Here is a 25,975-nt window from a genome sequence, read left to right on the forward strand (position 1 = left end):
GCGACGGACATCCACGAGCGGCCGACCCCCTCGGACGTGCGGTTCGTCCGCGACGACGTTACCGACCCCGACACCGCGCTGTACCGGGACGCCGAGGCGGTGTACGCGCTGAACTGCCCGCCCGAACTCCAGCGGCCACTCGCCGAGGCGGCCGCCACGGCCGAGGCGGCGTGTTTCTTCACGACGCTCGGGGGCGACCCCGCCGTCGTCGACGCTACGACGGAGACGCTCGAAGACGGGACCCTGTTCAGAGTACACTCATGAACGTCGACGCAATCATCCTCGACATCGACGGCGTGTTGGTCGACGTGGCCGACTCCTATCGCCGTGCAATCGTCGAATCCATCGACCACGTCTACGGCGACACCATCGAGAAAGCCGACATCCAGGCGTTCAAGAACGCCGGCGGCTTCAACAACGACTGGGAGTTGACCTACGCCGCCGCGCTGTACGTCCTCGCCACCCGCGAGAAACCGTATCTGAGCCTCGAGACGTACACCGGCCTCATCGCGGCCTCCGGCGGCGGGTTGGACGCCGCCCGGACGGCCATCGCCGACGAACTCGAACCGGCCGCACGCGAGCAGATACTCGCCGACTGGGACCGACAGCGGCTCCGAGAGGTGTTCCAGCAACTGTACCTCGGCTCCGAGTTGTATCAGCAACTGGAGGGCGAGGAACCCGACCTCGACACCGAGGGGTTCATCCACGACGAACCGGTGTTGCTCGATGACTCGACGCGCGAGGCGTTGGAATCGTGGGACGTTGGAGTCCTCACCGGCCGCCCCGAAGCCGAAGCCGACATCGCACTCGACCGCGTCGGCCTCGAAGTGGCCGATGACCACCGGTTCACGATGGACGACTGGGACGCCGGAAAGCCAGACCCCGAGGCGCTCGTGACCCTCGCAGAGCGCTTCGACGCCAGCCGAATCGCCTTCGTCGGCGACACCCTCGACGACATCCGCACGGCGACGAACGCCGCCGAGGCCGACTCGACACGGGAGTATCACGGCATCGGCGTTCTCACGGGCGGCCTCACTGGCGAGGAGGGCCGCCGACGCTACGAGAGCGCCGGCGCGAGCGCGGTCCTCGACAGCGTCAACGACCTCCCCGGCCTGCTCGAATGACCGCCGAGCGACTCCTCGTGTGGAGTGCGGCAGTCGCCACCGTAGCCGTCTTCTCGCTTGCCTCTGTCTCCAGCGCGTCAATCGAAGGACGACTCACCTTCGCAGCGCTCGGCGTCGTCGTGGCCCTCCCGCTTTCGGTCGTCTTCGTCGGCTGGCTCTCGGCGGTTCGCGGCGGCGAGCGCGGCTGGAGCTAGAAGAACAGCCCGGGGTCGTCGTGAGAGAACGTCACGCGCGAGTCGTCCGACAGCGGACGGACGTGGGTGTACATCACGCCCTCCTCGGTCGCCTGTGCCGCCAACTCCTCCTCCTCGCGAGCGGCGAGAAACGCCGGGACGACGACGGCGGTTTCGTCGTCCGTTGCCTCACTTGCGACGATGAAGAACCGCACGCCCCCCTCCGCAGCGCGATAGACGTGGGAGGTGTCGAAAGTGGCAGTCTCGACGAGCGCCTCCAGCGCCTCGAACTCGTCGCCCGGGGCCAGTACGTCCAGTCCGAACGGGTCGCCGGTGACCGGCGTCACGTCGCCGGGATGGACGACGAGCGTCTCCCAGCCGTCGTCGCGGTACTCGGCGGCGATGGCGTCGGCGTCCTCCAGCAGTTCCTGCCAGCGGTCGGCGACCGCCGGCGGTGGCCCGTCTGCGTTCATACCGGTCCCGTGTCGGCCGGCGGCAAAAGCCCGACGGTCACGAATCGGTGTCGGTGACGGGGGCGTCCAGTTCCTCTCCGACCCAGACGCCGTTGCCGTCGGCGTCCAGTCGGACGTCGTCGGCGTCGAGATGACAGGCCGCCCGCTCGCCGTCCGGATGGCGTCGCTCACAGACGCTCGCGTAGCGCTCTCGGAGCGTCTCGGCGGCAGCCTCGAAGTCTCCCTCGACGAGAGCCTCGAATGCTTCCCGAAGGTGTGGTCGCTCGGAAGCGGGCAAATCGACTCCTTCGAGCAGTCGGTCGAATAACGTCTCGACAGCGTCGCCGCCGGAGGAATCCAGCCCGTCGAGGCTCACGTCACGGTTCTCGATGCGACGGCGAACGTCCATGACTGCGCGGTACTGTGGCTGGGTGAGTTCGAGGTCGGCCGGCGGAATCACCTTCGGACACCGGGTCCGGAACCGACAGCCAGAAGGTGGGTTCCGGGGGGAAGGAACGTCACCGGTCAACGGTTCGATGTCGCGGTCGCGCTCGTCAGTCGAAGCGCGCGGGACGCTCTCCAACAGCGCCTCCGTGTAGGGGTGTTGGGGATTCGCGAACAGTTCCTCGGTCGGCGCGACTTCGACGATTTCGCCGAGATACATCACCGCGACGCGGTCGCAGATGTGGCGGATGACGCTGAGGTCGTGGCTGATGAACAGATACGTGAGGTCGAAATCGTCCTGGAGGTCCTCGAGTAGATTGAGCACCTGCGCCTGGACGCTCACGTCCAGCGCGCTGGTGGGTTCGTCCAACACGAGGAACTCGGGGTCGAGCGCGAGCGCCCGAGCGATGCCGACGCGCTGGCGCTGGCCGCCGGAGAACTCGTTGGGGTAGCGGTCGAGTTGGTCGGCGGAGAGACCGACCCGCTCCATGAGGTCCGCAACTCGTTCACGTCGGAGTTCCCCCTTCGGACGGGAGGTATCCACGTCGGAGTGCGGCCACGGCCAGTCGTGGATATCGAGCGGTTGTCGGATGGAAGCACCGACGGTCATTCGGGGGTCGAGACTGGAGAAGGGGTCCTGAAAGACGACGCCGGCACGCCGCCGGAACGAAAAGAGGTCCTCGTGTTCGGCGAGGTCCTCGCCGTCGTACTCGACTTTGCCGCCGGTGGGGTCGAGCAGTCGCAGCAGGGTCTCGCCGGTCGTCGACTTCCCACAGCCCGATTCGCCGACTAGCCCGAGCGTTTCGCCCTCTCGGATGTCGAAACTCACGCCGTCGACGGCCCGAACCGGATTCGTCGTATCGCCGAGCAGACGGTCGAGAATCGAGTCCTCGCGGTCGAAGTGTTTCTGGAGGTTCCGAACCCGGACGAGGGGTCGGTCGGCCGCCATCGCGTCCGTCCGCTCGGACACCGGCGTCGGCCCGTGTTCGTCACTCATCGAAGTACCCCTCCTCCAGTGCGTCGGCTTCCTCGTAGTCGTGGTCGGCCAGATAACACATCGCCGTGTGCTCGCCGTCGACGGCGAACTCCGGTGGTTTCTCCAGACACTCCCCCATCGCCTTCGGACATCGGTCGGCGAAGTAACACCGGTCGTCCATCTCCCTGTCGACGAGACTCGGGACGTTCCCCGGAATCGGGTCGAGGCGGTCGGCGGCCCCATCGAGGTCCGGACTCGACCCCAACAGCCCCTGCGTGTAGGGGTGTGCAGGTTCGTCGAAGACGTCTTCGAGCGTCCCCCGTTCGACCACTTCGCCGGCGTACATCACGCCGACGCGGTCGGCCATCCGGGCGATGACGCCGAGGTTGTGCGTGATGAGGACCGTCGTCATGCCGGTGTCTTCCTGTAGCTCCGCCAGCAGGTCGAGTACCTGCGCCTGTATCGTCACGTCCAGCGCCGTCGTCGGTTCGTCGGCCACCAGCACCGAGGGTTCGCCAGCCAGCGCCTGTGCAATCATCGCTCGCTGGAGCATGCCGCCGGAGAACTGATGGGGGTACTCCGCGGCCCGTTCGACGGGGTCGGGGATGCCGACCATCTCCAGCAGTTCGACCGCCCGGTCGTGGGAGGCGTCGTCGACGAAGTCTCGCGTCGGAAGCAAGCTGTCGCCGATGAACTTCGCCAGTCCGTACCCCTGGGTCCGGGAGCGGACCGACCGCGGGTTCGCCCGGGCCCGGCGCTGGACCTCGACGGCCTCGGCGATTTGCTCGCCGACCGTCAGCGAGGGGTTGAAACTACTCATCGGGTCCTGGAAAATCGTCGAGAACTCCGTCCCACGGAGCGCGCGACGCTCGCCTTCCGACAGCGACTGGAGGTCGACGTAGTCGCCGTCGACGGCCTCGGGCGTGTCGTCTTCGATGCGCGCCGCGAGGTCGGGCGAGCGGAACCACACCGCGCCGTCGACGATTTCGCCGGGTCGTTCCACGAGGTCGATGAGCGACAGCGCCGTCACCGACTTCCCGGAGCCGGACTCGCCGACGATGCCGAACACCTCGCCCTCCTCGACGCTGAAGGAGACGTCCTCGACGGCGTTGATTTGGCCCTCCTCGGTGAAGAAGCGGGTCGTCAGTCCCTCGACTTCGAGTTTCGGCGCCATCTCAGACACCCCCCTCTCCCTCGATAGAGGGGTCGAGTGCGTCCCGGAGCCAATCGCCCAGCAGGTTCACGCCGATGACCGCCAGCACGATAGCGAGGCCGGGCATCGTCGCAATCCACCAGTAGGAGCGCTGGTCGCTCCGGCCGTCGGAGATGTCGGCACCCCACGTCAGGTCGGTGCCGGAGAATCCGAGGAACGACAGCGCGGACTCCAGTAGGATGATAGCGGCCACCTGAATCGTCGCCAACACGATGATGGGCGTCAGCGAGTTCGGGAGGACGTGCTGTCGGAGGATGCGCCAGTCGGAGGCGCCGGCAGAGCGGGCGGCCTTGATGAACTCCTCGGCACGGACGCTCATCGCCTCGCCACGGGCGACCCGAGCGAACCACACCCAGTTGACCAAGGCGACGACGAGCGTCACGGTCACCGGGAACGTAAAGGAGGCGGGCATCTCGGCGACGTGTGCGGCTCGCGGTATCAGTACGTTCGGGACGATATCCGAGCGGGCGGCGTGGACGAAGGGGTCCGGTACCGTCGTCGTGTGGACGTCGGAGTCCCTGAACACGCCGACGAGCGCGATGGCGAGGACGAGCGACGGGAACGCCAACATCACGTCGGCGCCCCGCATCAGCGTGTCGTCGATGCGGTCACCGAAGTAGCCGGCGACCAACCCGTAGGGGACGCCGATGGCCGTCGCGAGCAACGCCCCGAGCAACCCGACGAGCAGCGACACGCGGGCGCCGTACAGCAGTCGCGAGTAGATGTCCTGTCCGAGTGCGTTCGTCCCGAGCGGGAAGGTCTGTCTGGCGGTTATCTCGACGGTTTCGCTGCCCGACGGCGTGACGCGCTGTTCGGTGTAGGAGAACCCAAGCGGCGGCAACTCCGAGAGGTCCTCCGTGCCACCGGTGCCGATTCGCGTCGTCGTCGGGTCGTGCAGTGCGAGGAACGGCGCGAACGTCGCCACGAGGAACAGCAGCAACACGAGTACGACCCCGAGTTGGGCGAGGCGACTCCCCTTGAACTCTCGGCTGAGGCTTCGTTTGACACGTTCGGATATCATTCTGCGGTCACCCTCGGGTCGAGGTAGGCGTACAGCGAGTCGACGACGATGTTGATGAGGACGAAGCCGACACCGATGACGATGATAGTCCCCTGAATCGAGGTCCAGTCGCGGTTGTTGATGGAGGTGATGAGGAACCGACCGAGGCCAGGCCAGGCGAACACCGTCTCAGTGATGACGGCCCCACCGATGAGCGTCCCGAGTTGAAGGCCGAGAACGGTGACGATGGGGATGAGCGTGTTCCGGAGGACGTGTTTGTACAGCGTGAGCGTCTCCGGTAGTCCCTTCGCACGGCAGGCCGTCACGTACGACTGCCCGAGTTCTTCCAACATGCCGCTTCGCGTGAGTCGCGTGATGAGCGCGGTGAAGTACGTCCCCAGCGTGATAGCCGGCAGAACCAACTGGGCGGCCCATTGTCCGAGTTCGGAAGCCGAGCCGTTCGACAGCGCGAACAGCGCCGTCCGGAGGCCCATCTGTCGACCCGTGGTCGGGATGACGTCGACGTGGACGCCGACAAAGATGATGAGCATGACGCCGAGCCAGAAGTTCGGCGTCGAGATACCAATCAGCGAGAACAGCGTCGCACCGTAGTCGACCGGTTCGCGGCGGCGACGGGCGCTGATGACGCCGAGCGGGATGGCGAGGACGACGGCGACGAACGTCGCGGCGACGGCGAGTTCGATGGTCGCGGGGAGTCGTGAGGCGACGAGACCCGCGACCTCGCGGCCACTGGACATCGACTCGCCGAAATCCAAAACGACCAAATCGGTGATGTAGTCGTAATACTGGACGTACAGGGGTTGGTCGAGACCGAGGTTCTCACGGAGTCGCTGACGGACCTCCGGACCCGCATCGGGCGGCAACAGCGTCGCCGTCGGGTCCCCAGGGGTGAGATAGCGCAGGAAGAAAACGACTGTCACGACCCCCCACGTGACGACGACTCCCTGCAGGAGGCGTTTTATCAGGAACTTTGCGAGACCCATGCTACCGCAATTCTTGCCGGCGGGTTACAAAAAACCGCCGCTATTTGACGATTCGCGACGGGGCGGTGCCGTCAGCCCCCGCTCGGGATGGTTCGTGCCTGCTGGAGCAGTTCGGCCAACTCCTCGTTGCTGAAGTGCTGGAAGGGACCCTCGGTGAACCACGGCGACATGGCGTAGTCACCGTCGAGCGTCGGGTTCCCCCAGCCGATGAGGAAGAACGCCGGCGACTCCGCCTGCTCGGCGAGCAGTTCGTTGACGAGTTCACCGAAGTCACGCCGGTTGGCGGTACAGGTGACGTTCTCCAGCTCGTTGATTTGGTTCGCCGCCGCTTCGGCGATGTCGGCGTCCCGGAGATACCGGCCGACGGGCGTATGGAGTTCGATTTCGATGCCCGCGTGGCCGCTCTCCTCGACGAGCGCCTCGGCGCGTTCGGGGTCGTAGGGGTAGGGGTCGATGTCGGGGTTGTGCCCGTTGTGACCCGGGAGCGTCGGTTGGCTGGTCTGGTTGCCGAACTCGTTGAGGATGCTGTCGATGATGGACTGAACGTCGACGGCGAAGTTCATCGCCTGCCGGAACGCCTGATTGTCGAACGGTTCCGCCACGTCGTTCATGACGAGGAAGATGTTCCGCGTCGAGGGCACGTCGTCGTAGCCGACGCCCTCGGCCTCCTCGACATCGGGGATGTCGTTCGGTCGGACGTTGGTGACGAGGTCGGAGTCGCCGGCGATGAGCGCGTCGACGCGCGGGCCGTTTTCCGGGATACCGGTGAACGTAACCGAGTTGGGGTCGGCCGCCTCGCCCCAGTAGCCGTCGAACTTCGTGAACGCGACGCGGGTGTCGTTGACGTACTCCTCGAGTTCGTAGGGGCCGGTGCCGTTGATTTCCGTGGCGATGTCGTTGTCGTCGTTTTCGACCCAACTCTGCTGGAGGACGCGCCCGAAGGCGGTCAGGTTCCGGAAGATGGTCGGTGTGACCGAGTCAAGGTCGAGAACCACGTCGCCGTCCTCGACGGTTGCCTCGGCGATGTCGCCCATGTTACCGGCGACTTCGCTGATGTCGGGGTTGTTGGCCCGGCTGATGGAGAAGGCCACGTCCTCGGCGGTCATGTCGTCGCCGTTGTGGAACTGGACATCGTCTCGAAGCGTGAGTCGGACCTCCTGTTCGGCGGTCCGTTCCCAGTCGGTGACGATGAGTTCGATGGGACGGCCCTCTCGGTCCCGGTAGAGGAACGGTTCGTAGGCCTGGTCGACGATGTTGTACTGAGGCGTGCTGTTCTCGCCGGTCGGGTCCAGCGTCTCGAGGAGTTGGCCCTGCGAGATAGTGATTTCGTCGCGGTCAGTCGAGAACTCCTTGACGTTGATGTCCTCGTCGGGACGGGCATCCCACTCGATATCGTTGTTGATACCGTAGATGCTGAACTGTTGGTGGAGGTACACCCACGGGGCGAGCGCGTTGGCGAGGCCGTTCGCGTGCTGGAGGACCTCGACGCGGGAGGGGTCCTCTGGCAACTCCTCGTCGTAGGTCCGGAGCTCGGCGTCGGCCCCGTCGTCCGGCGTCCCGTCACCGTTTCCGTTGCCGTTACCGTTCCCGTTGCCGTTTCCGTTACCGTTTCCATTGCCACCACACCCGGCCAACCCTACGCTGGCGGCGGTTGCGGCGGTGGCACCGCTGTACTGGAGGAACGTTCGTCGGTCGATGTCTCGCGACATACGGCCATGCATGAGTAAGTATTACATATATCTTCGTGTTTTTAAGTCACATTCGGGAGGAGATAGGCAACCGTCGCCGGTCACACAACGCTTACCCTACAGTCGGCCGATTACCGCGTATGCGAATCGCACTCCTCGGCGGCACTGGCGACATCGGGCAGGGACTCGTCCTTCGGTGGAGTTACGACACCGACCACGAACTGCTCGTCGGCTCTCGTGACCCCGAGAAGGCACGCACGAAAGCCGAAGAGTACGAGACGGAACTCGACAGCCGCGGCGTCGACACCGACATCAAGGGCTTCGAGAACGCGATGGCCGCCGACCGCGCCGACGTGGTGGTACTCGCCGTCCCGGCGTATCACCTCGTCGACACCGTCGAAGCCATCGCGGACAGACTGGACGACGAGACGATTCTCGTCACGCCCGCCGTCGGGATGAAACGCGACGACGCGGGCTTTCACTACAACCGTCCCGGAGCTGGCAGCGTCGCCGCGCTCGTCGAGGAGGCGAAACCCGACGACGTACCGCTCGTCGGCGCGTTTCACAATCTCCCTGCGGGTGGCCTCTCGAATCTCGACCGCGAGTTCGAGTGGGACACGCTCGTCTTCGGCGACGATGACGACGCCAAAGACATGGTCGTCGACCTCGCCGCCGAGATAGAGGGGCTCCGCCCACTCGATGTCGGTGGCCTCGCCAACGCCGCCGAGGTCGAGGCGGTGACGCCGCTACTCATCAACGTCGCACAGGAAAACGACGGACTACACGACCTCGGCGTGAGGTTCCAGTAGCTACGCCAGCGACGAGAGTTCGACGGCGCTGTCGGACTGAATCCACGCGTTGTGGTTTTTCCGGTCGTAGATGACTACCGCTCCGCCTTCGAGTTCGAAGTCCACACACCGGTCGCGGGTAGTCGGGAGGCTGTCGCCGTCGGAACTGTTTTCGATTGGCGCTGGCATTGTCGTTCGCGGGCGATATCGCCCTACGGATGTACATTGGTCGCCAATGGTGTTAAATGTTACCGAGTGTCATACACGTGGCAGACAGAACAAGTCATGAAGTGGGCGGCCGCTATGTGAATCAGTATGAGTGAGCCAGTCCCCGTCAACGCGGGTGAACACACCGCCGAAGAGCTGTTGCGGCGCCTCCGTGATGGCGACCGCCTCGTCGTCAAAACAGAGATTCTCGGGAGTCCGGAGGAGTTGACGCTGCGGTACGACGGCACGACCTACTACTGTGACACGCCCACGACGCTGCACAAACACGACGACGCAGCGGAGATGGAGGAGTGCATGCGACACTACGGCTACGTGAAAGACGACGAGTAGCACATTCGGCAGTCGGCTGCTTCGGAGCTGCTCGCTTCGCTCGGCGTTCCACAATCCGGCCTCGCGAGTCGGCACTCCGCTGCCCGCGGCTCCCGTCGGTCGCTGCTCGCACACCGAGGCTTCTCGCTCCGCTCGAAGCCTCGCGCTCCCCGCTCACTTCTTCGGGACCCCTCGCTCCGCTCGGCGTCCCGCAATCCAATCTCACGGGTCGTCACTCCGTTCCTCCCCGTTCGATAACTGGAGACCCCTCGCTTCGCTCGGCGTCTCCCAATCCGGCCTCGCGGGTCGCTACGCTCCCCGCTCGCCATTCCCGAGGCGCTCACTTCGTTCGCGCCTCGCAACCCACCCCCTTTTTGCGACTCCGCGACGCATTCCCGTCAATGGCAGACCTCACGCTCCCGGCGAACCCAGAGGCGCCTGACGTGGCGACCGACGGCGTCTGGCTCCACTGCATCGAATGCGGCCACGACCACGCCCCCTTCGACGACATCATCTACACCTGCGAGGAGTGTGGCGGTCTGCTGGAAGCCCGCTACGACCGCTACCCAACCTTCGACGACTTCGAGGGTCGCGGCGTCTGGCGCTACAACGCTGCCCTTCCGTTCGAGGAGGGCGTCACACTGCCGGAAGGGGCGACGCCGCTGCACGAGGCGCCGCGCCTCGAAGCCGACCTCGGCGTCCGCAACCTCCGGGTGAAACACGAGGGGATGAACCCCACCGGGTCGTTCAAGGACCGCGGAATGACCGTCGGCGTCCGCGTCGCACAGGAACTCGACGTGGGGCGACTGGCGTGTGCCTCAACCGGTAACACTTCCGCGGCGCTTGCGGCCTACGGTGCCCGTGCGGACCTCGAGACGCTCGTCCTGCTCCCCGCCGGCAAGGTCGCCGCTGGGAAAATCGCACAGGCAAGTCTCCACGGTGCCCGGATTCTGGAGGTCGACGGCAACTTCGATTCCTGTCTCGACATCGTCCAGGACCTCGCCGACCGCGGGGAGGCGTACCTGCTGAACTCGCTGAACCCGTTCCGACTGGAGGGCCAGAAGACCATCGGCCTCGAAATCCTCGAGGAGTTCCGCGACGACGAAGGGCGGTTCCCCGACCGCATCGTCCTGCCGGTCGGCAACGCCGGCAACACCGCCGCGCTGTACAAGTGCTTCCGTGAGTTGGTCGCCTCGGGTGACCTCGCACCCGGCGACGTGCCGAAACTCACCGGCGTTCAGGCGGAGGGCGCCGCGCCGATGGTCGAAGCCATCGAGTCGGGCGCCGAGGACACCGAACGCTGGGAGGACGTCGAGACCATCGCGACGGCAATCCGCATCGGCAACCCGGTCAACGCGCCGAAGGCGTTGCCCGGAATCCGGGAAACCGGCGGCACCGCCGTCGCCGTCTCCGACGAGGAGATTACGACCGCCCAGCGTGACCTCGCAGGCGAGGGCATCGGCGTCGAACCCGCCTCCGCGGCGTCGGTCGCCGGGCTGCGAAAACTGCGTGAATCCGGCGAGGTCGGGTCGGGCGAGGACGTTGTGTGTCTGACGACCGGCCACCTGCTGAAGGACCCCGACGCCGCGGCGGCGGCGGGCAGCGACCCCGAACCCGTCCCGAACAGCACGGACGCGGTGCTCGCACACCTCGCCGGCGAGCGGACGGGAGACGGCGGACGCGGACTGCTCGGCCGGCTTCGCGACCTGTTCTAAGCGGCCGCAGCTTTCTTTTCGGCCTCGTCGTCGAGGACGACCGTCTCGGTCGATTCGCCCTCCGAGACCTCGATTTCGTGGGTATCGAACGCCGTCGCGAGCGTCAGCGTCGCCTCGCTGTCGCTGTCGACCCGAAGCGTGAGTTCGGTATCGGTGTCGAGGCCCGCTTCCTCAACCCACAGCGTCGCCTCGGCAACGCCCTCCAGCGTGACTTCGAGGGCGTTTTCGGGGCCGCGCCGTTGGTCGATATCGGGCTGTTCCCACTGGAGACCGCGGCTGAGGTGGCGCTGGGGCGTCTGCCCGACGCGTCGGAACCGTCGGAGGTTGGGGTCGCCGTAGCCGTCGGCCAACGAGAGCGCGTCGACGAGACCGGCGTCCTCGCCGTCCTGCGTGACGATATCCGACACCCAGTAGGCGCCGTCGTGGACGAGTCCGACCTCTGGGTGGTCGAGTTCCGGAACCTGCCGGTAGGTGACCCGGCGAGGGTTCCGGATGACCTTCCCACGGGCGATGAACTCCGGCGCCCGGTCCCACTGGTCGCGGATGCCGAGCGAGAGATGCGTCGCGACCGGGAACACGTCGAACTGGTAGCGGTAGCCGTGTCGCCGCAGTTTCCGGGCGTAGTTCTCCGGCGAGAGCACCGGAACGAGCGGGTCGCCGACGGTGTTCCAGATGAGCATCGGGACGTGTCGGAGGTTGTCGGTGATTTCGAGGGCGCTCTCGGGGTCTTGGGCGAAGACGTTGAGCACGTCGCCGCCACCCTCCCCGCCGAAGAGGTCGTTCGTGAGTTTCGACGGCGCCTTCAGCAGGCCGCCGGTGAGTCCCTCGATTGGGTCCTCGCTGGGCGGCCCGACGACCGAAAAGCCCCGTCCGAACAGGTCCGGACACTGGGCGGCGAGCATACACGTCCCGAACCCGCCCATCGAGTAGCCCGAGATGGTGACGCGACTGCGGTCGATTTCCACCCGAGTTTCGAGGTCGCGCCACGCCTCGAAGATGTCGAGTTCCGCCTCGCGTTTGTACCAGCGGCCGGGGCCGCGGGCCTGCGGCATCAACACGACGGCGCCGTGGGCCTCCGCCAGTTGCTTGACGAGGTTCGGCATGTACACCGCATACTGGGTGTAGGCGCCGCCCAGCGAGTGCAACAGCAACACCATCGGCGCCGGCTCGTCGAGGTTCTCGGGAACGTACACGTTGTACGGCTGGATGCGACCCTCCAGTACGTCGTGGTCGGGGTCGACGCCCTCGCCGAGGTAGTACCGCGAGGGGTACAGGAGCGAGTGAAAGCCGGCTTCGAACGACGCGTCGTCGGTCGTTCCCTCTCGGAGCCGTTGGAAGTCGATATCGGCGTAGAACCGCGAGATGTCGCGGTTGGCGAGCGCCAGCGATTGGGCGTGTTCCCGCCAGTTGCCCTCCCCGAGGACGCGCGCCGAGCGGTCCCAGACGAGGTCAAGCAGGTTGTGGCCGATGCCGGTCACGTCGAGTACGTCGAAGAGGCCGCGCCCGATGTCGAGCGCGCCGACGTGTCGGTCGTACGGTTCGTCGAAGCGGAATCCGACGTTGAACACCGGTGGTACGTTCTGGGAGCCCCTCTTCAGGCCGCCGGGCGTTTCCTCGTCCGGACTGACCGCGACTTGTCTGAATTCGCCGTCGTCGTCGTTCCAGAGGCCGGTGACACAGTAGTGTCGCCACGTCTCGTCTGCGGGTTCGAGCGGCACTTCCACCTCTATCTGGTTCCGGCGTACGTCGACGGTGACACGGTCGTCTTCGAGCGGTTCGCCGTCCAACTCTGCGCCCGTCCCCCACGTCACGAGCACGTGGTCGACCGGCGCGCCCAACTCACCCAATCCGTGTCCCCAGTCGGTCCGACCGTCACTCCCCCCTGTGTCGATGCCGATTGCGATGGCCGCCGCATCCGGTTCCAGCATCGTGTTCAGCGTGATTCGGTAGACGACGCCCTCTGCCGTCGGCCGTGCCCGGAACTCGAGTAAGTCCGCGCCGTTGTAGCTGTAGCGTTCGCCGTCGTTGGGGTAGTGGAGGTCCCCGGTCGGCTGTGAGAGAATGCCGCCGAGGGAGTCGGCGTTCGACGGCGACCCCGCAGTAAAGCGACGCGTATCGGCGCCGTGGTCGTCGTAGACGTAGTCCTGATACAGGTACTCACCGTCGCGGTAGGCGTCGTGGCCGGAGACGAGAAGCGGGTCGGCGTCCCACCCCTCGCCGTTCTCCAACTGCGGCGGCGTGGGGTTGGGGCCGTACAGGGCGTCGGGACCGGGCCGAGGCGGGGAGGAGGGAGACCCCTCGGCCCGGTCGCCGTTACGGCGTTTCTGAGACATATCCCGTCCCTTCGACGCCAATGCGGAAATGTGTTAGCCCTATTAGCACTTGCTGATTTAAGTGAATCGTGGGGGTTCACGCCCCGAAAGACCGCCGAAACGACCGCCGTTCAGGCGAGTGGGCCGACCTCGACCGTCGACGTACCGGCTTCGATTTCGACGTCGTGGGTACCGAAGGACCCCCGGAGCGTCAGCGTCGCATCGACATCGGCATCGACCTCGACGGTGAGTTCGGTTTCGGGGTCCAACCTCGCGGCTTCGACCCACAGCGTCACCGATTCGACGCTTTCGAGCGTGACTTCGAGCGTGTTCTCGGGGCCACGAACGTCCTCCGGGTCTCCCCACTCGATGCCGGTGGCGGTGTACGGCATCGGTCTCGTTCCCGAGGACGTGAACCGCTCGGGTTTCGGGTCGCCGTAGCCGTCGGCCAGGGAGGTGGCGTCGACGAGACCGCTTCCGTGGCCCTCCCGAACGTCGATGTCGGTGACCCAGTAGGCGCTGTCGTGGACGATGTCGAGTTCGGGGTAGTCGAACTCGGGGACGCGCCGGTAGGTGACTCGCGGCGGGTGTTTCGGTACTTCGGTCGAGGCGAGATACGACGGCCCGCGGTCCCAACTGTCCTGAATCGCGAGTGCGAAGTGGTCGACGCTCGGGAACACGTCGATTTGGTGGCGATAGCCGTGTTCGCGGAGTTCCCGCGCGTAGTTGGTCGGCCCGAGGAGGGGAACGAGGGGGTCGGTGCCGCCGTGCCACAACAGCATCGGGACGTGTCTGAGGTTCTCGGTGAGTCGGAGCGCGTTCTCCGGTTTCTCGGTGAAAATCGAGAACAGTTCGCCGCCGTCCTCGCCGCCGAACAGCCCGGTCATCAGCAGCGACGGCGTCGCAATCATGTTGTTCGTCGGCGCCTGCAGCGGGTCCTCGGCCGGCGGGCCGACGACGCCGAAACAGCGGCCGAAGGAGTCGGGGTTCTTCGTCGCCATGATGATGGCACCGAACCCGCCCATCGAGTAGCCCGTCACGGAGACGCGCTCGCGGTCGATGTCGAAGCGGGATTCGAGGTTCCGCCACGCCTCGAAGACGTCGAGTTCGGCCTTCTTCTTGTACCAGATGCCCGGCCCCCGCGTCTGCGGCATGAACACGATGCCGCCGGTCTCCTCGGCGATGTCCTCGACCAGCGTCGGCATGTACGCCGGATACTGGGTGTAGCAGTTGCCGAGCGAGTGTAGCATCGTCACCATCGGCGCCGGCTCGTCGAGGTCCTCGGGCACGTAGACGCCGTACGGCTGGATGCGGCCCTCCAGAACGTTGGCGTAGGGGTCGACCCCTTCGCCGAACTCGTAGGCGGAGGGGTACAGGTAGGTAATAAAGCCCGAGTCGGGGACGCGGCGGTCGGTCTCCTCGGCGCGGAGCGTCTCGAAGTCGATGTCGGCGTGGTACTGTGAGATGTCGCGGTTGGCGAGCGCGGTCGCCTGTCCGTGTTCGCGCCAGTTGCCGATGCCGATGGAGCGCGGGACCGCCTCCGCCTCGCTGAACGGCGACAGCCGATTGGCGACGCCGACCAACTCCGAGATGCTGAGTGGGTCGTCCAGCGGATTGAACAGTCCAAGCGGGTCCTCGACGTCGAACAGTTTCGGGGCGTCACCGAGCAACCCGAGCAGCTGCAACGGTTCGTCGAGTCGCTGGAGTACCTCCATCGGCGCGTTGGCGACGACCATCGCCAACCGGGGGAGGAGTTCCTCGATGTCGATGTTCCGTCGGAGCGGTTCCTCGAACCGGAAGCCGACGTTGAAGACAGGTGGGACATCCATGCCGCGCTTGCCGCCGCCCGGCACCTCGCGGTCGGCGTCGACCGAAACCTCCTGGAACCGGCCGTCGTCGTCGTTCCAGAGGCCGGTGACACAGTAGTGTCGCCACGTCTCGTCTCCGGGCTCGAGCGGCACCTCCACCTCGATTTGGTTCCGGCGGACGTCGACGGAGACGCGGTCGTCTTCGAGCGGTTCGCCGTCCAACTCCGCGCCCGTCCCCCAGACGACGAGTCGGTGGTCGGCCGGCGCCCCCAACTCACCCAGCCCGTACCCCCAATCGGTCCGGCCGTCATCGGCCTCGCCGGCACTCGTATCGATGCCGATTGCGATGGCCGCCGCATCCGGCTCGAGCATCGTGTTCAGCGTGATGCGGTAGGCGACGCCGTCGGCCGTCGGTCGTGCTCGGAATTCGAGTAGGTCCGCGCCGTTGAACGCGTAGGTGTCCGGAGCCGTCGGATATCGGAGGTCACCGGTGGGGCGACAGTAGAACCCGCCGAGCGTCTCGCCACCGGGCGGTTGCTCCAGCACCGACCGGGTATCGGCACCGTGGTCGTCGTAGACGTAGTCCTGATACAGATACTCCCCCTCGACGTAGGCTTCACAGCCGGAGACGAGCAGCGGGTCGGCCGCCCACCCCTCGCCGTTCTCCAACTGCGGCGGCGTGGGTCGGTCGGCGTGTAGCGCCGGCGGGCCGATGTCGGGCGCCCCCGGCGACTCCGAGCCACCGCCGTCGGCCGTCTCATCTGACATATCGGGAAGTGACGTTCCGGGGCGAAAGGCGTTCCCCCGGTCATCAGCACCCTTTTTTAATGGCGGGTAGAGCCGCTGTAACACCCGTGTTTCCGAATCACACGGTTCGTCGAGTTGCGGAACGGACCGCACACGTGCAGAAGGGGCGTTTATGACGCTTGTCTGACGTGGGTTTTTGGTAGTGCATAACACACGTTCGCTATGGCATCCGCCTCATCCGAGCCGCTCCCGACGGTCGGGACGGACCACGAGCGAGTGACGGAACTGGAAGCGAAGCTGCAGCGCAGCGAACGGCGTCGGGAGGCCGCCGAGGAGTGGGCGGAGTTCCTCGAAGCCGAGCTCGAAGCGCGCGACAAGCGACTCGAGGAGGTCATCGACCGCTACGAGCGGCTGCTGGAGGAGGCGAAAGCCGAGGGAGAACGGGAAACCGACGAGGGGCTGTGGGCGAAACTGACCGGCTGGTTTTGACTCGACGCGACTGCGAATCGCCTTCTATCCGTCCGATTAGCCGTTCAGGCTGATGTACTTCGTCTCGATGATGCGCTCGTCGGCTTCGAGTTTTTCGCGAGCCTCGTCGGGCACTTCCTGGTCGACGTTGTAGACGGTGAGCGCCTCGCCGCCGTGGACTTCGCGGGCGTTGAACATCCCAGCGATGTTGACGCCGAACTCGCCCATCACCGAGCCGATGTGGCCGATGACACCGGGTTCGTCGGTGTTTCGGGCCACCATCATCTTCCCGCCAGGGATGGCGTCGACGCGGTAGCCGTCGACGCGGACGATACGCGGGTCGTCGCCGGCGAACAGCGTCCCGCAGACGGCGATTTCGGTCTCGCCGTCGCTGACGGTGACCGTCACGAGGCTCTGGAAGTCCTCGGCCTGCCGACGTTTGCTCTCGGTCACGTCGATACCACGCTCTTCGGCGATGCGCGGGGCGTTGACGGCGTTGACCTGCCACTCCAGCGGCTTGAACACGCCCTTCAGCGCGGAGGCGGTGACGATTTCGATGTCCTCCTCGGCGATGTCGCCCTCGTAGCTGACTTCGACCGACTCGACGCGGCTATCGAGCAGTTGAACGGCGATTTTGCCGGCCGTTTCGGCGAGGTGGATGTAGGGTTCGACCCGCGGGAAGGCGGATTCGTCCATCGACGGCGCGTTCAGTGCGTTCATCACCGGCTCCTCGTTGAACGCGGCGACGACCTGTTCGGCGGTGGAGACGGCGACGTTCTCCTGGGCGGCCTCCGTCGAGGCGCCGAGATGCGGCGTCACGATGACGTCCTCGACGTCGAGCAGCGGGCTGTCGTCGGGGAGCGGTTCTTCGGCGAAAACGTCGAGCGCCGCGCCGGCGAGAATGCCGTCTTCGACGGCGTCTGCGAGGGCGGCCTCGTCGATGATGCCGCCGCGGGCGCAGTTGACGACGTAGCCGCCCTCCATCTGGGCGAGTTCCGCCTCGCCAATCATGTCCTCGGTCTCGGGTGTCAGCGGCGTGTGGATGGTGAGCACGTCGGCGGTTTCGAGTACCTCGTCGAGTTCCGCGAGGTCGGCGCCCAACTGCTCGGCGCGTTCCTCGGAGATGTAGGGGTCGAACGCGACGAGGTCCATCCCCAGGGAGTCGAGTTTCTTCGCGACCTCTTGGCCGACCCGGCCCAGTCCGACGATGCCGAGGGTCTTACCGTTGAGTTCAGTGCCGAGGAAGGCGCCTTTCGCCCACTCGCCGTCCTTCAGACGGACGTGGGCCTGCGGAATCGACCGCGCCGTGGCGAACGTCATCGCGACGGTGTGTTCGGCGGCCGCTCGGACGTTGCCCTCCGGGGCGTTGGCGACGATGACGCCCTGGTCGGTCGCGGCGTCGATGTCGATGTTGTCGACGCCGATGCCGGCCCGGCCGACGATGACGAGGTCTGGCGCGGCCTCCAGCACCTCGCGGGTGACCTCCGTCCCCGAGCGGACGATGAGCGCGTTCGCGTCCGAAACCGCCTCGAGCAGTTCCTCGCCCTCCGATTCGTAGTCCGTGACGACCTCGTGGCCGGCGTCGCGTATCACGTCGAGACCGGCATCCGCGATGGGGTCCGTAACGAGTACCTTCATGGGCGTACGGTCCCGGCCGTGAGGGATAACGCTTTCTTCATCGCCGCGTGCTGCCGGGGTCGAAACCGCATTTATATGCACGAATGTGCCTATATTTATAGCTTCGAGACGGCGAATACACAATTTGGTGCCACCAGTCGGCGGCGATAATCAACGGCCGTCAACGACCGGCGGAGAGTATTTATCAGCTCCGCTGTCACGTCGGGTGAATCGTGTCCCTGTTGTCGCATCCCTGCCCGCATGACGCCGAATAGCCTCGCCGAGTCCGTCGTCTACGAGCACCGTCGGAAAGTCGTCGCCGTGACGCTGGCAGTCGTGTTCGTCTTGGGCCTCGGTCTCCCGGGGGTCGTCCTCGATACGACGTTAGAGGAGTTCCGCGGCGGCACCGCCGAACACGCCGCCGACGGCTACATCACCGACAACATGAGCGGCCAAGCCGCGAACTCGACGGGGTCGTTCGTCGTCATCGCCGACGACGAGAACGTCCTCACGAAAGAGCGCTACCTCCAGCAGTTGCGCGTCCAGCAGGAACTCAGAGACGACCCCGTCGTCGGGCCGACGCTCGTCGAAGACCAACAGCCGCTGGGCGTCTCGAACGTCGTCGCCATCGTCGCCATCCGCAGGGAGGAGGGCGTCGACGCACAGGAGATTACCGTCGAACCGCGGCCGCCGCTGGCAGAGCAAATCGAGGCCATCGAGGGGCTCTCGGAGTTCGAGTTGGAGCTGTACACCTCGTATGCCGTCGGTATCGTGATGGACGACGTCGAGCACACGTGGCCCGAAGGTGGCTCCTTCGCCACCGTCCCGACGAGCTACGAGGGCAACGGCAAGACGGCCGAGTCGACGGCCATCGTCGTCTCCCACCGCGAAAGCGTTCCGGCGGAGGAACTCGCTCGCGCCCAAACGCGGATGGCCGACATCGTCGACGCGGAAGTCGAGGGCGATGCGATGGTGCTCGGGCAGGGCGTCATCGACGACGAACTCCGACGGTCCTCGTTCGACAGCCTCGCCATCGTCGGGCCGCTGGCCTTCCTGTTCGTCCTCGTCGTGCTGGTCGTCGCCTACAGAGACCTCTACGACGTGGCCTTGGGGCTGTTCGGCGTCGCGTTGGTGCTCGTCTGGACGTTCGGCTTCATGGGGTGGGCAAGAATCACGTTCAATCAACTGTTCGTCGCCGTCCCCGTGCTATTGATGGGACTGTCCATCGACTACGCGATTCACGTCTTCATGCGCGCTCGCGAAGAACGCCCGCCGGACGGGACCGACGACGTCGGGGGGTTCCAGTTCGGCGACGAACCCCGGTCGCCGTCAGTTCGGAAGGCGATGGCAACCGCCCTCGGCGGCGTCGGCGCGGCGCTGGCGCTCGTCACCATCACGACTGCGACGGGCTTTCTCTCGAATCTCGTCAGCGGGGTCGCACCGGTGAGACAGTTCGGTCTCGTCAGCGCGGTCGGCATCGTCGGCGCGTTCGTCGTCTTCGGCCTCCTCGTCCCGATTCTCAAAGTCGAGTTGGACGAACGGCTCGAAGCCCGCGGTGCCGACAGGCGTGCCCCGGCGGTCGGCACCGAGGGCGGCAGACTCACCGCGTTGCTCGCGGTGCCGCTCGTCGCCGCCCGGCGCTCGCCGAAGGGCGTCCTCGCGGCCGCGTTGGTCGTCACGCTCGTCGCCGGCGGCGGCGCCGCGACCGTCGATACTACCTTCGAACAGGAGGACCTCCTCGTCGAGGAGACCCCCGAGTGGATGGACGGACTCGGGCCGCTGGCACCGGGGAACTACACCGCCCAGGAGAACATCGCGTTCGTCGACCGGGAGACGTACATCTACAGCGGGACGACGACCCAGATTCTCGTCAGGGGTGACGTGACGGCCAACGACACCCTCGACCGCGTACAGGCGGCCTCCGACACCGCAAACCGGAGCGATTCGGTGCTCATCCTGCCAGACGACACGAACGCGACCCAGAGTCCGATACGGGTGATGGCCGACCTCGCCGACGACGACGCGGCGTTCAACGAGACGTTCACCGCCGCCGACACCGACGGCGACGGCGTCCCCGACCGGAACCTCGAAGCCGTCTATGACGCCTTCTACGAGGCGTCACCGGACGGTGCGGGCACGTGGGTCCACCGCGAGAACAGCGAGTACGTCGCGTTGCGCATCGTCGTCCCCGTCGACGGCACCGAAAGCGAACCCGCCATCGCCGAGGACATCCGGCCAGCAGCAGAACCGGTCGACGGCGAGGGACTCTCCGCCATCGCTACCGGCCAGCCAATCATGAATCAGGCCGTCGCCGAGAACCTGCTGTCGACGGTCGTCGACAGCCTCCTCGTCACGCTCGTCGTCGTGTTGGGCGTGTTGATGGCCGTCTACAGGCGACTGGAGGGGTACGCCACGCTCGGCGCCGTCACGCTCGTTCCCGTCGCCCTCGCCGTCGCGTGGATTACGGGGTCGATGGCGGCGCTCGGCATCCCGTTCAACGTGATGACCGCCCTCATCACGAGTTTCACCATCGGACTGGGCATCGACTACTCCATCCACGTCTCCGAGCGGTACGTCTACGAGTTGAACCGCGACATCGGCACCGAGGCGGCCCTGGAAAACGCCGTCTTCGGCACCGGCGGCGCGCTGTTGGGGTCGACCGCCTCGACGGCCGGCGGCATCGCCATCCTCGGGTTGGCACTGCTGGTTCCGCTCCAACAGTTCGGCATCATCACCGCGCTCACCATCGTCTACGCCTTCCTCGGCAGCGTCGTCGTGCTGCCGAGTCTGCTTGTGCTGTGGACGGAGTGGGCCGACGCCGACCCCGCGGCGGCCTGACGGGGTTCGCGGGAACCGACGGTTTCGTGACCCCTCCCGACCCAGAGGGCGTATGCTCATCGCGTTCGACTTCGACGGGACCCTCTCGGATTCGGAGATGACGGTCCTGTTGGGCGAGGAAGCCGGCGTCGCCGACGAGATAGACGAGATAACCGAGCGGGCGATGAACGACGAACTCTCCTACGCCGAGAGCCTCTACGCCCGCGCCGAGTTGCTCGACGGCCTCCCCGAAGAGCAGGTCGAGGCGGCCTTCGACCGCGTGCAGTTGCGCCCGGGCGCGGCCGAGGTCATCGACGCCCTCTCGGAGGCCGGCCACCACGTCGCCATCCTCACCGGCGGCTTCGACGACGGCGTCGCCGCCGCACTCGAACGGGAGGGCGTCTCCGTCGACACCATCGTCGCCAACTCACTCCCGATTCGGAACGGAAAGCTCACCGGCGAAGCCGAGGGGCCGCTCATCGAGGGGACGAAAGACACCGCTCTCGAAGAACTCGCAGGAGAGGTCGGCGTCGAGATGGACGACACCGTCGCCATCGGTGACGGCGCCAACGACCTCCCGATGCTGGAGGTGGCCGGACTCGCTATCGGCTACGAGCCGAAACCGGCGGTCGGGCCCCACTGTGACGTCATCGTCGAGTCGATGACGGACTTACTGGAGTTGCTGGAAGCCAAAGCCGTTCTGTAACCCGCCGACACCGCGGCGTCAGACGCGCGTCATCCGTACGTCTGCTGTGTGTTTTTGCGCGTTTCGGTCCTACGACGTGACATGGGAGCGAAAGCCGCGGCCCTCCGGCCAGTCGCGTCGTTGAGCAGTTGGGTAGACGACCACCCGTTGAGTGCCGTCGGGGCGTTGGTCGCCCTCGGAGCGCTGGTGGTACTGTTGGCATCGGTCGGTGTCACGGTCGACACCGCGACAGCGTCGTTGGCCTACGACGGTGTCACGGTCGACCGCGTAATCGACACCGTCCTCGCCCAACCGGCCTACGCCATCGCCGTCGTCGGTGGCGTCGCGGTGTTCCTCTTCTACGACGGCTAGAGCGGTTCTACTGGGTCGCTTCCTCGATTGCGGCGTCGAGGTCGGCGATGATGCGGTCGGTGTCTTCGAGGCCGACGGACAACCGAACGAGGTCGTCGGTGACGCCGCTGGCTTGCTTTTCTTCGTCGGTGAGTTGCTGGTGGGTGGTCGACCCCGGGTGGATGATGAGCGTCTTCGCGTCGCCGACGTTCGCCAACAGGCTGGCGAGGTCGGTCGATTCGACCGTTTTCCTCGCCGCCTCGTAGCCGGCTTCGAGGCCGAAGGTAATCATGCCGCCGTAGCCGCCGTCGAGGTACTCGCTTGCCTCCGCGTGGGTTTCGTGGGAGTCGAGGCCGGGGTAGGTGACCCACGACACTTCGGGGTGCTCGTCGAGGAACTCCGCGACGGCCATCGCGTTCTCGCAGTGTCGCTCCATCCGCATCGGCAGGGTTTCGAGTCCCTGGACGGTCGTCCAAGCGTCGAAGGGGGCCTGTTGATTGCCCAGGTCGCGCAGGCCACGGGTCCGGGCGGCGTAGGCGAAAGCGGCGTCGCCGAAGGTCTCCGCGAAGTTGACGCCGTGGTAGGCGGGGTTCGGCTGGGCGATTTCGGGGAACCGCTCGGCGTGGTCGGCCCACGGGAACGACCCGCCGTCGACGAGAATCCCGCCGATGGTCGTCCCAGAGCCGTGGAGCCACTTCGTCGTGGAGTTCCAGACGAGGTCGGCACCGTGTTCCAGCGGCCGACACAGCGCCGCCGTCGCGAAGGTGTTGTCCACGAACAGCGGCACCCCGTTGTCGTGGGCGATGTCGGCCAACCGTTCGAGGTCCGGCGTCACGAGCGCCGGGTTGCCGATGGTCTCACAGTGGACGAAGGCGGTGTCCTCGTCGATGGCCTCCTCGTAGGCCTCGTAATCGAGCGTGTCGACGAAGCGCGTCTCGACGCCGCGGCGCTCGACGGTGTGGGAGAGGTACGTGTAGGTGCCGCCGTACAGTGACGACGACGAGACGATGTTGTCGCCGGCCGACGCGAGGATGAACGTCGCGAGGTCGAACGACGCCATGCCCGAGGAGGTGGCGATGGCGGCGACGCCGCCCTCCAGCGTCGCGATGCGCTCTTCGAGGACGGCGTTCGTCGGGTTCATGATGCGGGAGTAGATGTTGCCCGCCTCCTGGAGCGCGAAGAGGTCCGCGGCGTGTTCGGCGTCCTCGAACTCGTAGGAGGTCGTCTGATAAATCGGCGGTGCGCGGGCGCCCGTCGTCGGGTCGGCTTCCTGTCCGGCGTGGAGGGAATCGGTGTACAGGTCGTCTCGGTCGAACATACCGACACCGGGAGGTGAGCACAAATAAAGACCGACCTTCCTCGCAACGCTCACCGGAGTCTATGACGGAGCGCTATACGGACTATTGTAGTCTTTTACCGGCGAGCGCCGACCCAGCACTGGCGCTCGCCAGCACGCTGTTACAACACTCCGTATCAGTCGGAGAACAGACTCGTGTGGACGGGGGCGAAGTCGTCGCCAGCGTCGTGGTCTTCGACCGTATCGGAGACGGCTTTCCCGTAGACGCCGTCTTCGAGGAAGTCGTCGAGCGGCGGGCCGACGCGGTCGGGTTCGACGAGGAAGGCGTCGTGGCCGTGGTCGGAGTCGATGACGTGGTGGGCCGTCGCGGCGTCGGTCGCACGGAACGCCTCGGCGAGTTCCTCGGATTGCTCGACGGTGAAGTGCCAGTCGCCGGTGAAGGAAAGCAGGAGCGCCTCGCCGTCGAAGGCCGCCAGCGCGTCGGCGTCGGAGTCGTACCCCGAGGCGAGGTCGTAGTTGTCCATCGCCCGCGAGAGGTACAGATAGGAGTTGGCGTCGAAGCGCTCGGCGAACTTCTCGCCCTGATAGTCGAGGTACGACTCGACCTCGCGGTAGGGGAAGAAGCCGGCGGCGGGGTCGGCGGGGAACGTGTCCCGACCCATGTCCATCCCGGCAGACCGGCGGCCGAACTTGTCCTGCATCGAGGACTTCGAGAGGTACATCACGTGGCCGATTTGGCGGGCCAGCGCCAGTCCCTCGGTGGGCGGGTCTTGGCCGTAGTAGTCGCCGCCGTTCCAGTTGGGGTCGGTCGTAATCGAGCGGCGGGCGATGGCGTCCAAGGCGAGACACTGCGGGTCCAGTCGCGCCGCGGCGGCGACGACGATGACCCGGTCGGCGTGGTCGGGGTGGCGTTTGGCCCAATCGAGGACGTTCATGCCGCCGACGGAGCCGCCGACGACGGCGTGGAGGTTCGGGACGCCGAGTTCGTCCAACAGGAGTCGCTGGGCGCGCGTCCAGTCGCCGACGGTGACGGCCGGGAAGTCGGTGCCCCACGGTTCGCCCGTCTCGGGGTTCGTCGACGCCGGTCCCGAGGAGCCGTAACACGACCCGGGGACGTTCGCACAGACGACGTAGTACTCGGTGGTGTCGATGGCCTTTCCGGGGCCGACGATGTCGTCCCACCACGCGTGGGCCTGTCCGGCGGTATCGGAGCGCCGGCGGCCGCCGGCGACGTGGGCGCTGCCGGTCAGGGCGTGACAGACGAGGACGGCATTGTCGCCCGTGAACTCCCCGTAGGTCTCGTAGGCGATTTCGAGGTCGGGAATCGACTCCCCGCACTCGAAGGTGAACTCGCCCAACGACTCGACGCCGCGGTCCTCGCTCATAGTACCGCCTCGAGGTCAGCGATGATATCGTCTACGTCTTCGATGCCGACGGACAGCCGAATGAGGTCGGGGGTGACGCCGCTTTCGCGCTGTTCGGCCTCGCTCAACTGCGCGTGAGTCGTCGAGGCAGGGTGGATGACCAGCGTCCGGGCGTCGCCGATGTTGGCGAGGAACTTCGCCACCTCGGTGTCCTCACAGATTCGCTTGCCGGCCTCGTAGCCGCCCTCGGGGCCGAAGGCGACCATGCCGCCGTAGCCGCCTTCCAGATACGTCGAGGCGAGGTCGTGGGTTTCGTGGGAGTCGAGGCCGGGGTAGGTGACCCACGCGATGTCGGGGTGGTCGTCGAGATACTCCGCGACGGCCAAGGCGTTCTCGCAGTGCCGTTCCATCCGCAACGGGAGCGTCTCGACGCCCTGTAGCGTCGCCCACGCGTCGAAGGGGGACTGCTGGTCGCCGAGACTGCGGGTCGCGCGGTGTCTGGCGGCCATCGTGAAGGCCCGGTCGCCGAAGCGCTCGGAGAAGTTCACACCGTCGAAGGCGGGATTCGGGGCGCCGACTTCGGGGTACTTCTCGGGGTACTCTGCAAAGGGAAAGGAGCCGTCGTCGACGAGAATCCCGCCGAGCGTCGTTCCGGAGCCGTGAATCCACTTCGTCGTGGAGTTCCAGACGATGTCGGCACCGTGTTCGAGCGGCCGACACAGCGCCGGGGTGGCGAAGGTGTTGTCGACGAACAGCGGGACCCCGTTGTCGTGAGCCACCTCGGCGATTTCCTCAAGCGGCGGCGTCACGAGCGACGGATTGCCGACGGTTTCGCAGTGGACGAAGGCGGTGTCCTCGTCGATGGCGTCGTCGTAGGCTTGGGGGTCAAGGGTGTCGACGAATCGGGACTCGATGCCGCGGCGGGCGGCGGTGTGAGAGAGATAGGCGTGGGTGCCACCGTAAATCGAGGAGGCCGAGACGACGTTGTCGCCCGCTTCGGCGAGAACGAGCGTCGCGGCGTCGAAGGCGCCCATTCCGGAGGCGGTCGCGAGGGCGTCGGTGCCGCCCTCCAGCGAGGCCAGACGTTTCTCGAGCGCGCGAACCGTCGGGTTGGCGATGCGGGAGTAGACGTTGCCGTCGTCTTCGAGGGCGTAGCGAGCAGCCGCGGTGTCGGCGTCGGGAAACTCGAAGGAGGTCGTCTGATAGATTGGTGGGGCGGCGGCGCCGGTCTCGGCGTCCGGCCCCTGTCCGACGTGGAGACAGCGCGTTCCGAAACCCAGCGCCCGGCCACCGTCGGGTGGGTCGGACGCCGTGGCCCGTCGCTCGTCGTCGTTCATGTGTGTCGTGCATATATCCCAATACATCTATAACCAAGAGTTACGGCAATCTTTGCCC

Annotated in this window: 23 protein-coding genes; 10 read left to right on the top strand and 13 right to left on the bottom strand. The window is 66.2% G+C overall.

The features are described from left to right. The 3 genes from GJ631_RS12830 to GJ631_RS12840 all read left to right on the top strand — a co-directional run. On the top strand, nucleotides 1-264 hold a 264-nt coding region (locus tag GJ631_RS12830; protein ID WP_255453950.1), incomplete at its 5' end, for a UPF0146 family protein. Further along, on the top strand, nucleotides 261-1,124 hold the full coding sequence (locus GJ631_RS12835) for a TIGR01548 family HAD-type hydrolase (RefSeq protein WP_156709540.1): 864 nt from the start codon (nucleotides 261-263) through the stop codon (nucleotides 1,122-1,124). The genes GJ631_RS12830 and GJ631_RS12835, both read left to right, overlap by 4 nt. Then, a complete protein-coding gene (locus GJ631_RS12840) occupies nucleotides 1,121-1,318 on the top strand; it encodes a hypothetical protein (RefSeq protein WP_156709541.1) in 198 nt (65 codons plus the stop codon). The genes GJ631_RS12835 and GJ631_RS12840 overlap by 4 nt, the downstream gene beginning before the upstream one ends. Here GJ631_RS12840 and GJ631_RS12845 read toward each other — a convergent pair. From GJ631_RS12845 to GJ631_RS12870, 6 genes are all read right to left on the bottom strand, one after another. Beyond that, the gene (locus tag GJ631_RS12845) at nucleotides 1,315-1,770 is read right to left on the bottom strand and encodes a hypothetical protein (RefSeq protein ID WP_156709542.1); all 456 of its coding nucleotides are present in this window, start codon (nucleotides 1,768-1,770) and stop codon (nucleotides 1,315-1,317) included. The two genes, GJ631_RS12840 and GJ631_RS12845, sit on opposite strands and share 4 nt — an antisense overlap. 37 nt (nucleotides 1,771-1,807) lie before the next feature. Next, a complete protein-coding gene (locus tag GJ631_RS12850) occupies nucleotides 1,808-3,142 on the bottom strand; it encodes an ABC transporter ATP-binding protein (RefSeq protein WP_156709571.1) in 1,335 nt (444 codons plus the stop codon). A gap of 40 nt (nucleotides 3,143-3,182) precedes the next feature. After that, on the bottom strand, nucleotides 3,183-4,343 hold the full coding sequence (locus GJ631_RS12855) for an ABC transporter ATP-binding protein (protein WP_156709543.1): 1,161 nt from the start codon (nucleotides 4,341-4,343) through the stop codon (nucleotides 3,183-3,185). A 1-nt stretch (nucleotide 4,344) separates the two neighbouring features. Then, a complete protein-coding gene (locus GJ631_RS12860) occupies nucleotides 4,345-5,403 on the bottom strand; it encodes an ABC transporter permease (RefSeq protein ID WP_156709544.1) in 1,059 nt (352 codons plus the stop codon). Further along, nucleotides 5,400-6,386: an ABC transporter permease gene (locus GJ631_RS12865; protein WP_156709545.1), complete on the bottom strand. Its 987-nt coding sequence runs from the start codon at nucleotides 6,384-6,386 to the stop codon at nucleotides 5,400-5,402. Before GJ631_RS12865 ends, GJ631_RS12860 begins: the two co-directional genes overlap by 4 nt. Nucleotides 6,387-6,457: 71 nt before the next feature. Continuing rightward, nucleotides 6,458-8,095, bottom strand: coding sequence for an ABC transporter substrate-binding protein (locus GJ631_RS12870; RefSeq protein ID WP_156709546.1), 1,638 nt, complete (start codon nucleotides 8,093-8,095; stop codon nucleotides 6,458-6,460). 119 nt (nucleotides 8,096-8,214) lie between these two features. On the opposite strand from GJ631_RS12870, the gene npdG reads away from it, so the two are divergent. Further along, the gene (gene npdG / locus GJ631_RS12875) at nucleotides 8,215-8,883 is read left to right on the top strand and encodes an NADPH-dependent F420 reductase (RefSeq protein WP_156709547.1); all 669 of its coding nucleotides are present in this window, start codon (nucleotides 8,215-8,217) and stop codon (nucleotides 8,881-8,883) included. Here the strand turns inward: npdG and GJ631_RS18660 are convergent, their stop codons facing one another. Continuing rightward, nucleotides 8,884-9,051: a hypothetical protein gene (locus GJ631_RS18660; RefSeq protein WP_178915839.1), complete on the bottom strand. Its 168-nt coding sequence runs from the start codon at nucleotides 9,049-9,051 to the stop codon at nucleotides 8,884-8,886. It abuts the gene before it with no gap. A 126-nt stretch (nucleotides 9,052-9,177) separates the two neighbouring features. Between GJ631_RS18660 and GJ631_RS12880 the strand changes: the two genes are divergently transcribed. Next, on the top strand, nucleotides 9,178-9,420 hold the full coding sequence (locus tag GJ631_RS12880; RefSeq protein WP_156709548.1) for a hypothetical protein: 243 nt from the start codon (nucleotides 9,178-9,180) through the stop codon (nucleotides 9,418-9,420). A gap of 380 nt (nucleotides 9,421-9,800) precedes the next feature. Continuing rightward, nucleotides 9,801-11,114 (top strand): threonine synthase, encoded by a 1,314-nt coding sequence (gene thrC, locus GJ631_RS12885; RefSeq protein ID WP_156709549.1) that lies wholly within the window; start codon nucleotides 9,801-9,803, stop codon nucleotides 11,112-11,114. Here the strand turns inward: thrC and GJ631_RS12890 are convergent. Together GJ631_RS12890 and GJ631_RS12895 are read right to left on the bottom strand one after the other, a co-directional pair. Next, entirely contained in the window at nucleotides 11,111-13,447 is a 2,337-nt protein-coding gene (locus tag GJ631_RS12890; RefSeq protein WP_156709550.1) for an alpha/beta hydrolase, read from the bottom strand. The genes thrC and GJ631_RS12890 overlap by 4 nt on opposite strands. A gap of 110 nt (nucleotides 13,448-13,557) precedes the next feature. Further along, nucleotides 13,558-16,002 (bottom strand): prolyl oligopeptidase family serine peptidase, encoded by a 2,445-nt coding sequence (locus GJ631_RS12895; RefSeq protein ID WP_156709551.1) that lies wholly within the window; start codon nucleotides 16,000-16,002, stop codon nucleotides 13,558-13,560. A gap of 201 nt (nucleotides 16,003-16,203) precedes the next feature. On the opposite strand from GJ631_RS12895, the gene GJ631_RS12900 reads away from it, so the two are divergent. Continuing rightward, nucleotides 16,204-16,470 (top strand): hypothetical protein, encoded by a 267-nt coding sequence (locus GJ631_RS12900; protein ID WP_156709552.1) that lies wholly within the window; start codon nucleotides 16,204-16,206, stop codon nucleotides 16,468-16,470. 36 nt (nucleotides 16,471-16,506) lie between these two features. Here the strand turns inward: GJ631_RS12900 and serA are convergent, their stop codons facing one another. Further along, on the bottom strand, nucleotides 16,507-18,087 hold the full coding sequence (gene serA / locus GJ631_RS12905) for a phosphoglycerate dehydrogenase (RefSeq protein ID WP_156709553.1): 1,581 nt from the start codon (nucleotides 18,085-18,087) through the stop codon (nucleotides 16,507-16,509). Between the two features lie 240 nt (nucleotides 18,088-18,327). On the opposite strand from serA, the gene GJ631_RS12910 reads away from it, so the two are divergent. The 3 genes from GJ631_RS12910 to GJ631_RS12920 all read left to right on the top strand — a co-directional run bounded on the left by GJ631_RS12910 (nucleotide 18,328) and on the right by GJ631_RS12920 (nucleotide 21,940). After that, nucleotides 18,328-20,904: an RND family transporter gene (locus GJ631_RS12910; protein WP_156709554.1), complete on the top strand. Its 2,577-nt coding sequence runs from the start codon at nucleotides 18,328-18,330 to the stop codon at nucleotides 20,902-20,904. Between the two features lie 52 nt (nucleotides 20,905-20,956). Beyond that, nucleotides 20,957-21,589: a phosphoserine phosphatase SerB gene (serB, locus tag GJ631_RS12915; protein ID WP_156709555.1), complete on the top strand. Its 633-nt coding sequence runs from the start codon at nucleotides 20,957-20,959 to the stop codon at nucleotides 21,587-21,589. An 81-nt stretch (nucleotides 21,590-21,670) separates the two neighbouring features. Continuing rightward, nucleotides 21,671-21,940: a hypothetical protein gene (locus GJ631_RS12920; protein WP_156709556.1), complete on the top strand. Its 270-nt coding sequence runs from the start codon at nucleotides 21,671-21,673 to the stop codon at nucleotides 21,938-21,940. Nucleotides 21,941-21,947: 7 nt separating this feature from the next. Here the strand turns inward: GJ631_RS12920 and GJ631_RS12925 are convergent, their stop codons facing one another. The 3 genes from GJ631_RS12925 to GJ631_RS12935 all read right to left on the bottom strand — a co-directional run bounded on the left by GJ631_RS12925 (nucleotide 21,948) and on the right by GJ631_RS12935 (nucleotide 25,917). Further along, complete coding sequence (locus GJ631_RS12925) at nucleotides 21,948-23,237, bottom strand: O-acetylhomoserine aminocarboxypropyltransferase/cysteine synthase family protein (protein ID WP_156709557.1); 1,290 nt, start codon at nucleotides 23,235-23,237, stop codon at nucleotides 21,948-21,950. A 155-nt stretch (nucleotides 23,238-23,392) separates the two neighbouring features. Further along, nucleotides 23,393-24,601: a homoserine O-acetyltransferase gene (metX, locus tag GJ631_RS12930; protein ID WP_156709558.1), complete on the bottom strand. Its 1,209-nt coding sequence runs from the start codon at nucleotides 24,599-24,601 to the stop codon at nucleotides 23,393-23,395. Further along, on the bottom strand, nucleotides 24,598-25,917 hold the full coding sequence (locus GJ631_RS12935) for an O-acetylhomoserine aminocarboxypropyltransferase/cysteine synthase family protein (protein WP_156709559.1): 1,320 nt from the start codon (nucleotides 25,915-25,917) through the stop codon (nucleotides 24,598-24,600). The genes metX and GJ631_RS12935 overlap by 4 nt, the downstream gene beginning before the upstream one ends. Nucleotides 25,918-25,975: the final 58 nt, after the last annotated feature.

It is taken from the genome of Natronomonas sp. CBA1123 (assembly GCF_009741925.1).
Classification (GTDB): domain Archaea; phylum Halobacteriota; class Halobacteria; order Halobacteriales; family Haloarculaceae; genus Natronomonas.